The organism is Kosakonia quasisacchari, assembly GCF_004331415.1.
GTDB lineage: Bacteria > Pseudomonadota > Gammaproteobacteria > Enterobacterales > Enterobacteriaceae > Kosakonia > Kosakonia quasisacchari.
On record NZ_SJOP01000035.1, the window covers coordinates 1 to 9,143 of the forward strand.

The window sequence follows — 9,143 nt, forward strand, 5'->3', positions numbered from 1 at the left end:
AGACATCAAGAATCCAGTCACCCTGAGTGCCCACACAGATTGTCTGATAAATTGTTAAAGAGCAGTTGCGACGCGCCTTAGCGCTCTGTCGCGAGGTGGCGTATATTACGCTTTCCTCTTTCAGAGTCAACCCTGAATCTCAGGATTTTTTCTCTTTCGTTTTCTCGACTATCTCGCGAAGTGATTCACGTTGTCGGGTCAACGGAGGCGCATTATAGGGATCCCAATTTTTTGCACAAGTCTTTTTGCGATCTTTTTTTCTGAATGCTGTTTTTTCATTCTTTTCGCTGCGATCCCGTACGATCTGCTCAAATAATGGTGGGGAAAAGGGTTGCAGAAGGCCTTTCCTGCAATCAAAGTCATTATCTCGGCCTGTTTTTGATGAGGTAATTATGTCTACCGTTTTACGTCCTTATAAGGATCTGCGGCCCCAAATAGGCCAGCGGGTAATGATTGACGCCACCAGCGTGGTGATTGGTGACGTCAGAATCGCTGACGATGTGGGTATTTGGCCATTAGTCGTGATTCGCGGTGATGTGAATTATGTTGAGATCGGCGCACGCAGCAACATTCAAGACGGCAGCGTTCTGCATGTCACGCACAAATCCTCTTATAACCCTGAAGGCGATCCGCTGTTCATTGGTGAAGATGTTACTGTTGGGCATAAAGTGATGTTGCATGGCTGCGTTATTGGTAATCGTGTACTCGTCGGCATGGGATCAATCTTGCTCGACGGGGCTATTGTTGAAGATGATGTGATGATCGGCGCAGGTAGCCTGGTCCCCCAAAATAAACGTCTGGAAAGTGGCTATCTTTATCTGGGCAGTCCGGTAAAACAAATCCGCCCCCTGACGGAAGCGGAGCTTGAAGGGTTGAAGTACTCAGCCAGGAATTACGTGAAATGGAAAGATGAATATCTGGATCAAGATAACCAGACAATTCCCTGATCATCCTCTTCTTGCTGGCGGATCAAATGTTCCGCCTCATCTTCCAGATCCCAACGATGTTCACAAAATACCGCCAGAAAGTGTTCTGGCGTTTCGCCACCAAAGCGCTTTGCCAGTGTATCGCCTTTGATGGCGCAAGTAATTTGCATACCATTGACCAATGCCGGAAAGCAAACAGCACCGGTCGTATCATCCCACCCTTCGCGATCCGGAAACTGAATAGCCTGATTCATTTTGCCAGTTCCAGTTTCAGCAGATTGATTACCGGCTCAACATCCGGCAATACACCATGCCATAGCAACACCGCATGCGCAGCCTGCCCGACCAACATGCCTAAACCATCCGCACATTTTTTCGCACCTGAATTTTCACACCAACTCAGAAATGGCGTCGATCCTTTCTGATAAAACATGTCATAGCAATAAAGCTCGGGATGAATAAGCGCATTCGGTAACGCGGGGGTCTCCCCACCAATCCCACTGGAAGTCGCGTTAATGATCAAATCGAATGCATGGCTCGCTAAATTATCCATAGCAACAGCATCAATACTACCGATGTGAGCAAAGAGCTTAGCCAACATTTGCGCCTTAGAAAAAGTGCGGTTGGTAACCGTTACGGCACAATCCAGCGACAGTAAAGGAAGAATAACGCCGCGCGCTGCCCCACCCGCGCCTATAAGCAGAATGCGAATCCCCGGGCGGATAAAAGAGAGGCGTTCGAGATCGCTCAACAAGCCTATCCCATCCGTGTTATCGCCCAGCAATCGACCATCTTCAAGGCGTTTAAGCGTGTTTACCGCCCCAGCCATCGCTGCACGTTCAGTGAGTTCGTTCGCACGAGAAAACGCTTGCTCTTTAAAAGGCACGGTAACATTCGCACCTTTTCCACCAGCGGCAAAAAAAGCATCCAGCGTCTGCACAAAGCCATCCACCGGAGCCAGAACTCGACCATAAGAATGTTCAATACCCAGTTGCTGAGCAAATTGCTGATGAATAAACGGAGACTTGCTGTGCGCAATAGGATTGCCAAAGACGGCATAGGATTCCATACAGTTACCCCTGACGGAAAAGTTCGCCGGTAAGGGCGTCACGAATTTCAGAAGGATTTTGCCGGCCTCCGGTCGGGGCATCAACGACCGGGAAATCTGGACCAAATTGATCGATAACTTCCTGCGCTGTTCTGCAAGGCGGCAAGCCCGATAAATTAGCGCTCGTTGATACCAGCGGTTTTCCATAAGCCTCACACAGCGCAATCACCGTTTGATGATCGGTCACGCGCACGGCCAGCGAGTCAAAGCGCCCGGTTAGCCAGCGCGGCGTGTTCGGTTTCGCCGGGAAGACAAACGTTACCGGCCCAGGCCAGCAGGCAAAAATCGTCTGACGCTGCTCGTCGGTCAGCATGCTGTCATCAATGTAGCGTTTGAGTTGATCAAAACTGGCAGCGATAAGGATGAGGCCTTTATCAACCGGCCGTTGTTTTAGTTCAAGCAAGCGATGAACAGCAATCTCACTGTCCGGGTCGCAGCCGACACCGAAAACAGCTTCTGTTGGATAAGCGATGACGTGTTCTTTATTTAGGAGCCCTACCGCCGCAGCGATAGGATCTGTTGGCAGGTTATTTTTCACGAGTTTGTTCCGCCGTTACCGGCTGTCCACATTGTTTACTGGCGCAGAAGCGTTTCACGCCTTGCGCGGTTTTCTTCTCGATAAGTAGCGGGTAGTGACATACAAGACATTCACCCGCCACCGGTTTGAAATTAATAACGAACTGGCAATCAGGGTAACGATCGCAGGAATAAAACGTCTTACCATATCGGGAGCGGCGTTGAACAAGGCTCCCGCTTCGACACTGTGGGCAAGTGATTGCGGTATCGTCGGGCTTATCAATCATTTCAGTATGTTCACACTCAGGATACTGGCTGCACCCAATGAACATCCCGAAACGTCCCTGACGCAAGACTAGCGCGGCCCCACACACGGGGCACTGCTGCCCGTCCAGAACTTTAACTATATGTCCATCCGCCAGGCTTTTCAGCGGGCGAACATAATCGCATTCAGGATAATGAGAGCATCCGAGAAAAGGACCATGTTTCCCGGAACGGATAACAAGTTCAGCCCCGCATTGTGGGCAGGGCTCATTATTACGCACCGAAAAGAGTGCTGATTTGGCCATAACGACTCTTGAAGCTGCAAAAATGATTAGTGCAGCATACCTTCATTCGCTTCAAAGAGTAATTCTTCCATTTGCTGGTAGGCGTTTTCACACCCAGGGATATTGAAGAGAACCATCAGAATGACCCATTTTAGGTCTTCTAACTCGAACTCTGCCGTATCCAGCGCCAGCACACGTTCAATCACCATTTCTCGCGTTTCGAGGTTTAGCACCTGAATCTGCTCCAGGAATAACAAGAATCCCCGGCAACTGGCATCCAGCCTTTCACACTCTTCAGCCGTATAAATACGGACAGAAAGCGGATCAGAAGCAAGCTGCATCGGTTCGGCAAGGCCTTCCTGATAATCAGCCAGTTTTTCCAGCCATAAAAGTGCGTTGTAGATGTCTTCACGATCAAATCCGGCGTCGGTAAGATCCCGTTCCAGTTTGTCCTGATCCACACGCAATTCCGCTTCGTTATGGATGTAAGTCTCAAACAAGTACATTAGTACGTCGAACATGGCTTGCCCTCCTCAATCGGACATAGCCGCCGGGTACAGCTGCGATCCATCCTGCTAACTCCAGTTCAAGCAACTGAGCTGCGATGACTGGCACAGGTTGGCCGGCACGTTCAGCGACGACGTCAACAGGTGTTACCTCATCTCCTACGTTAGCCAGGAGCTCAGGAAATGGCAATGCCACCTCTTCTTGATCTGGAGAATAAATTGCATTTTCGCGTACGTCAGGCAACCAATTCAGCCCATATTGCAAATTTTCGAGGATCTCATCAGCAGATGTTACAGGTATTGCCCCTTGCTTGATTAACCAATGTGGTCCTTCGCTGCCAGGGCTACCAATAGGGCCGGGTAATGCAAAAACATCACGGCCTTGTTCAAGCGCAATCCGCGCAGTCACCAGCGAACCGCTACGCAAAGCGGCTTCAACAACCAGTACCCCACGACTGAGGCCACTGATGATACGGTTGCGGCGCGGAAAATTACCCGGCTTTGGCGTAGCCGCGAGGGGAAATTCAGATACTAATGCACCACCACTTTCAATTACTTCAGCGGCAAGAGAAGCATGCTTACGCGGATAAAGGCTGTATAGACCATTCCCCAGTACACCAATACTGTTTCCTTTAACCTGTAAAGCAGCGTGGTGAGCCACGCTGTCGATCCCCAACGCCATGCCACTGGTAATCGTTAACCCCGCACGGGCGAGTACTTCACAAAAAATCCGCCCCCACCGCTCGCCATACCATGAATGTGCACGGCTCCCGACAACGGCCAGTTGCTGTGTAGCCAGTACCGCTGGATTACCTTTGACAAAAATAGCACCGGGGAAATCAGTAATAGCGCGTAAAGGAGCAGGGTACGCCGGATCGCTGGCAATAATTAAATGATTACCGGGTTGTGCAAGCCAGTGAAGGCTCTTTTCAAGCTCACACGCAGAAAGAGAAAAAAAGCGCTGCGTCTGCGCTTCTGTAAATCCGATGAGTCGGAGTTCAGCGAAGGAGGCGTTATGGTTTTGTTCCAGCCACTGTGCTGCATTCAGCCATTGATCGCCACATAGCGTGGTCACCTGTAACAACCGCAGCCAAATCTCCGTGCTTGTCATCCTTTATCCCCTGCCATAAGCCGCTGTAGCAATCCTTGCGATTAGTCACTGATGCTGTCAATCGCGGGGGGATTTGTCTAGAATAGAGGTAATATTCTCACCAACTCCTGAACACGACTCTGGATATTTATGGCAGTTTTGCATGTGTTACATATTCCGGACGAGCGCCTTCGCAAAGTCGCCGAGCCGGTAAAAGAAGTGAATGCGGACATTCAACGTATCGTCGATGATATGTTTGAAACGATGTACGCAGAAGAAGGTATTGGTCTGGCAGCAACGCAAGTTGATATTCACCAGCGCATCATCGTGATCGACGTTTCCGAAAATCGCGATGAGCAATTAGTGTTGATTAACCCCGAACTGCTGGAAAAAAGCGGGGAAACAGGCATTGAAGAAGGTTGCCTGTCTATTCCGGAACAACGTGCGCTGGTACCTCGAGCCGAGAAGGTAAAAATCCGCGCACTGGATCGTGACGGAAAAACATTCGAACTGGAAGCCGACGGTCTTCTGGCGATCTGCATCCAGCACGAGATGGATCATTTGGTAGGTAAGCTGTTTATTGATTACCTGTCGCCGATGAAACGTCAGCGCATTCGCCAGAAAGTTGAAAAACTGGATCGCATGAACGCCCGCGCATAAAACGGGCTGAAAAGGATAAACGTGTCAGATTCTCTACGTATTATTTTCGCCGGCACTCCGGATTTTGCAGCGCGTCATCTTGACGCGCTGTTGTCTTCTGAGCATCAGGTGGTGGGGGTTTTCACCCAGCCAGACCGACCTGCTGGCCGCGGTAAAAAGCTGATGCCAAGCCCAGTAAAAGTGCTGGCGGAAGAAAAAGGCCTGCAGGTGTTTCAACCCGCATCGTTACGTGCAGAGGAAAACCAGCAGTTGGTTGCCAGCCTCAACGCCGATGTGATGGTGGTGGTGGCATACGGTCTGATCCTGCCAAAAGCAGTACTGGTCATGCCGCGCCTGGGTTGTATTAATGTCCACGGTTCACTGCTACCACGCTGGCGTGGCGCGGCGCCTATTCAGCGCTCACTCTGGGCAGGCGATGCAGAAACTGGCGTCACTATCATGCAAATGGATGTGGGCCTGGATACTGGCGACATGTTGTTTAAACTCGCATGCCCGATTACCGAAGAAGACACCAGCGCCACGCTGTATGACAAACTGGCAGAGCTCGGTCCGCAGGGGTTAATTGCGACGCTGCAACAGCTTGCTCAGGGCACAGCACAACCTCAGGTGCAAGACGAAACGCAGGTCACTTACGCAGAGAAGCTCAGCAAAGAAGAAGCACGCCTAGACTGGTCGCTCAGCGCCGCCCAGCTTGAACGATGCATTCGTGCCTTCAATCCCTGGCCAATGAGCTGGTTTGTGGTTGATGAGCAACCGGTGAAGGTCTGGAAAGCGTCGGTTATTCCGTCTAAGCCAACAGAGAAACCCGGCACGATCGTGGAAACGTCGAAAGCGGGTATTCAGGTTGCAACTGCCGACGGAATATTGAATCTTGAATCACTGCAGCCTGCCGGTAAGAAAGCCATGAGCGCGCAGGATCTGCTGAATTCACGGCGGGAATGGTTTGTCCCTGGCAACCATCTGGCTTAAGAGCATTTCAGCCCGGCTTGCCGGGCATTTTTATTTTTATCGCGATGAAAAAACAAATAAATTTACGCAGTATGGCTGCACAGGCAGTTGAGCAGGTCATAGAACAAGGGCAATCGCTCAGCAATATCCTGCCGCCGTTGCAACAAAAAGTTTCCGACAAAGATAAAGCGCTGCTGCAAGAGTTGTGCTTTGGTGTTTTGCGCGTATTGCCCCAGCTCGACTGGCTCATCAATAAATTGATGTCACGCCCAATGACGGGCAAGCAGCGTACGGTGCACTATCTGATCATGGTTGGGTTTTATCAGCTTCTGCATACGCGCATCCCTGCACATGCTGCACTAGCGGAAACCGTTGAAGGTGCGGTGGTGATTAAGCGCCCGCAGCTTAAAGGCTTGATTAACGGTGTATTGCGGCAGTTCCAGCGTCAACAGGAAGAATTACTGTCAGAGTTCGCCCAAAGCGAAAATCATTTTCTGTTCCCGAAGTGGCTGTTAAACCGTGTGCAAAAGGCCTATCCACACCAATGGCAACAGATTGTCGAAGCCAGCAATCAGCGACCGCCGATGTGGCTGCGTGTGAATCGTCAGCACAATTCACGCGATAGCTGGTTAGTATTGCTGGAAGAAGCCGGGTTGCAAGGATTCCCACATACGGATTACCCCGATGCTGTGCGCATGGCAAGTCCGGCGCCTGTTACGGCTCTGCCGGGTTTTGCCGAGGGTTGGGTTACCGTACAGGACGCTTCTGCTCAGGGCTGCATTGCTTTCCTTACCCCAAAAAACGGTGAACGCATTCTCGATCTGTGTGCAGCGCCCGGTGGCAAAACCACCCATATACTCGAAGCTGCTCCAGAGGCTAACGTATTGGCGGTAGATATTGATGATCAACGGTTGTCGCGCGTTTACGACAACCTGAAACGACTGGGTATGAAAGCGCAAGTGAAACAGGGCGATGGACGTTTCCCAGAGCAATGGTGCGGTGATGAACAATTCGATCGTATCCTGCTGGATGCTCCATGCTCAGCAACGGGTGTTATTCGACGCCACCCAGATATCAAATGGCTGCGTCGCGATCGTGATATTCCGGAGCTAGCGCAGTTGCAATCGCAAATTCTGGATGCTATTTGGCCACATTTGAAACCAGGTGGTACGCTGGTGTATGCAACATGCTCCATCTTGCCAGAAGAGAACAGTCAGCAGGTCGCCGCCTTTCTCAAACGCACAACTGATGCGCAGTTGGACGAAACGGGTACACCGGAAAATCCAGGTTTGCAGAAGCTTCCTGGTGCGGAAGAAGGCGATGGTTTCTTTTACGCTAAGATAATTAAACAGTGATGGAAACAACGGGTCACAACAGATGAAAATAATTATTCTGGGTGCAGGGCAGGTTGGTGGAACGCTAGCAGAAAACCTGGTCGGAGAGAATAACGATATTACCGTTGTTGATACTAATGGCGACCGTCTGCGTAGTTTGCAGGACAAGTTCGATCTCCGCGTCGTACAAGGCCACGGTTCTCACCCCCGCGTGCTACGCGAAGCAGGCGCTGACGATGCCGACATGCTGGTTGCGGTGACCAGCTCGGATGAAACCAATATGGTTGCCTGTCAGGTCGCTTACTCGCTGTTTAACACACCGAACCGTATCGCCCGCATCCGCTCGCCAGATTACGTTCGCGACGCGGATAAGCTTTTTCACTCAGAAGCCGTTCCTATTGATCATCTGATCGCGCCGGAGCAATTGGTTATCGACAGTATTTACCGCCTCATCGAATATCCCGGCGCATTGCAGGTAGTGAATTTTGCCGAAGGCAAAGTCAGTCTTGCGGTGGTGAAAGCATATTATGGTGGCCCATTGGTTGGTAATGCGTTGTCAACAATGCGTGAACATATGCCGCATATTGATACTCGCGTTGCAGCCATTTTTCGCCACGACAGACCTATTCGTCCGCAAGGATCAACGATTGTTGAAGCAGGTGATGAGGTATTTTTTATTGCCGCATCGCAGCACATCCGTGCCGTTATGAGTGAACTTCAGCGGCTGGAAAAACCGTATAAACGCATTATGTTGGTTGGCGGTGGTAATATCGGTGCCGGTCTGGCTCGCCAGTTGGAAAAAGACTACAGCGTGAAGCTGATCGAGCGCGATCAACAACGTGCTGCGGAGTTGGCCGAGAAGCTGCAAAATACGATCGTTTTTTATGGCGACGCCTCAGATCAAGAATTACTGGACGAAGAGCATATCGATCAAGTGGATCTCTTTATTGCTGTCACCAATGACGACGAAGCCAACATCATGTCTGCGATGTTAGCCAAACGGATGGGGGCCAAAAAAGTCATGGTGCTCATTCAGCGCCGCGCTTATGTCGATTTGGTTCAGGGCAGTGTGATTGATATCGCCATATCTCCGCAACAGGCGACGATTTCCGCTCTGCTTAGCCATGTGCGTAAAGCGGATATCGTTGGCGTTTCATCGTTACGTCGTGGTGTCGCAGAAGCGATTGAAGCGGTTGCACACGGAGACGAAACGACATCCCGCGTCGTCGGCCGCGTTATTGATGAAATTAAATTGCCGCCAGGCACAATTATCGGTGCAGTGGTGCGTGGAAATGATGTCATGATTGCCAATGATAATTTGCGTATCGAGCAAGGCGACCATGTGATTATGTTTTTAACGGACAAAAAATATATCACGGACGTCGAACGCCTATTCCAGCCAAGTCCATTCTTCCTGTAATAACCCAGGCGCAATTATCTGCGCCCGGGCATTATTCCCTTCTTTTGTCAGGGTTTAAGAAACCATCACAATCACTCTGCCCAAATG

11 protein-coding genes are annotated in these 9,143 nt (G+C 50.7%); 5 read left to right on the forward strand and 6 right to left on the reverse strand.

Annotated features, from left to right (window positions below; translation table 11 throughout):
• Nucleotides 1-392: 392 nt before the first annotated feature.
• Nucleotides 393-947, forward strand: coding sequence for a gamma carbonic anhydrase family protein (locus E0L21_RS23495; protein ID WP_131413676.1), 555 nt, complete (start codon nucleotides 393-395; stop codon nucleotides 945-947).
• Here the strand turns inward: E0L21_RS23495 and E0L21_RS23500 are convergent.
• Genes E0L21_RS23500 through dprA form a run of 6 tightly spaced genes read right to left on the reverse strand, consistent with a single transcriptional unit; the run spans nucleotide 923 to nucleotide 4,715 of the window.
• Nucleotides 923-1,180: a DUF1488 family protein gene (locus E0L21_RS23500; RefSeq protein ID WP_131413677.1), complete on the reverse strand. Its 258-nt coding sequence runs from the start codon at nucleotides 1,178-1,180 to the stop codon at nucleotides 923-925. The genes E0L21_RS23495 and E0L21_RS23500 overlap by 25 nt on opposite strands.
• Complete coding sequence (gene aroE / locus E0L21_RS23505; protein ID WP_131413678.1) at nucleotides 1,177-1,995, reverse strand: shikimate dehydrogenase; 819 nt, start codon at nucleotides 1,993-1,995, stop codon at nucleotides 1,177-1,179. The genes E0L21_RS23500 and aroE overlap by 4 nt, the downstream gene beginning before the upstream one ends.
• Nucleotides 1,996-1,999: 4 nt before the next feature.
• Nucleotides 2,000-2,572, reverse strand: coding sequence for an L-threonylcarbamoyladenylate synthase type 1 TsaC (gene tsaC / locus E0L21_RS23510; protein WP_131413679.1), 573 nt, complete (start codon nucleotides 2,570-2,572; stop codon nucleotides 2,000-2,002).
• Nucleotides 2,562-3,119, reverse strand: a complete 558-nt coding sequence (locus E0L21_RS23515; protein ID WP_131413680.1) for a DNA topoisomerase family protein — start codon at nucleotides 3,117-3,119, stop codon at nucleotides 2,562-2,564. Before E0L21_RS23515 ends, tsaC begins: the two co-directional genes overlap by 11 nt.
• A 26-nt stretch (nucleotides 3,120-3,145) precedes the next feature.
• The gene (gene smg, locus E0L21_RS23520) at nucleotides 3,146-3,619 is read right to left on the reverse strand and encodes a DUF494 family protein Smg (protein ID WP_017460081.1); all 474 of its coding nucleotides are present in this window, start codon (nucleotides 3,617-3,619) and stop codon (nucleotides 3,146-3,148) included.
• A complete protein-coding gene (gene dprA, locus E0L21_RS23525) occupies nucleotides 3,591-4,715 on the reverse strand; it encodes a DNA-protecting protein DprA (RefSeq protein WP_131413681.1) in 1,125 nt (374 codons plus the stop codon). Before dprA ends, smg begins: the two co-directional genes overlap by 29 nt.
• Before the next feature lie 129 nt (nucleotides 4,716-4,844).
• Between dprA and def the strand changes: the two genes are divergently transcribed.
• Genes def through trkA form a run of 4 tightly spaced genes read left to right on the forward strand, consistent with a single transcriptional unit; the run spans nucleotide 4,845 to nucleotide 9,056 of the window.
• Entirely contained in the window at nucleotides 4,845-5,354 is a 510-nt protein-coding gene (def, locus tag E0L21_RS23530; RefSeq protein ID WP_007369833.1) for a peptide deformylase, read from the forward strand.
• Between the two features lie 21 nt (nucleotides 5,355-5,375).
• The gene (gene fmt / locus E0L21_RS23535; RefSeq protein WP_131413682.1) at nucleotides 5,376-6,323 is read left to right on the forward strand and encodes a methionyl-tRNA formyltransferase; all 948 of its coding nucleotides are present in this window, start codon (nucleotides 5,376-5,378) and stop codon (nucleotides 6,321-6,323) included.
• Nucleotides 6,324-6,367: 44 nt separating this feature from the next.
• Nucleotides 6,368-7,657, forward strand: coding sequence for a 16S rRNA (cytosine(967)-C(5))-methyltransferase RsmB (gene rsmB / locus E0L21_RS23540; protein ID WP_131413683.1), 1,290 nt, complete (start codon nucleotides 6,368-6,370; stop codon nucleotides 7,655-7,657).
• Between the two features lie 22 nt (nucleotides 7,658-7,679).
• On the forward strand, nucleotides 7,680-9,056 hold the full coding sequence (gene trkA, locus E0L21_RS23545) for a Trk system potassium transporter TrkA (RefSeq protein ID WP_131413684.1): 1,377 nt from the start codon (nucleotides 7,680-7,682) through the stop codon (nucleotides 9,054-9,056).
• Nucleotides 9,057-9,143 lie beyond the last annotated feature (87 nt).

Bases quoted from the DNA above. Each gene is read 5' to 3' on its own strand.
- E0L21_RS23515 (WP_131413680.1), bottom strand. From the start codon at position 3,119: ATGGCCAAATCAGCACTCTTTTCGGTGCGTAATAATGAGCCCTGCCCA.
- E0L21_RS23500 (WP_131413677.1), bottom strand. From the start codon at position 1,180: ATGAATCAGGCTATTCAGTTTCCGGATCGCGAAGGGTGGGATGATACG.
- E0L21_RS23495 (WP_131413676.1), top strand. From the start codon at position 393: ATGTCTACCGTTTTACGTCCTTATAAGGATCTGCGGCCCCAAATAGGC.
- aroE (WP_131413678.1), bottom strand. From the start codon at position 1,995: ATGGAATCCTATGCCGTCTTTGGCAATCCTATTGCGCACAGCAAGTCT.
- smg (WP_017460081.1), bottom strand. From the start codon at position 3,619: ATGTTCGACGTACTAATGTACTTGTTTGAGACTTACATCCATAACGAA.
- rsmB (WP_131413683.1), top strand. From the start codon at position 6,368: ATGAAAAAACAAATAAATTTACGCAGTATGGCTGCACAGGCAGTTGAG.
- trkA (WP_131413684.1), top strand. From the start codon at position 7,680: ATGAAAATAATTATTCTGGGTGCAGGGCAGGTTGGTGGAACGCTAGCA.
- def (WP_007369833.1), top strand. From the start codon at position 4,845: ATGGCAGTTTTGCATGTGTTACATATTCCGGACGAGCGCCTTCGCAAA.
- dprA (WP_131413681.1), bottom strand. From the start codon at position 4,715: ATGACAAGCACGGAGATTTGGCTGCGGTTGTTACAGGTGACCACGCTA.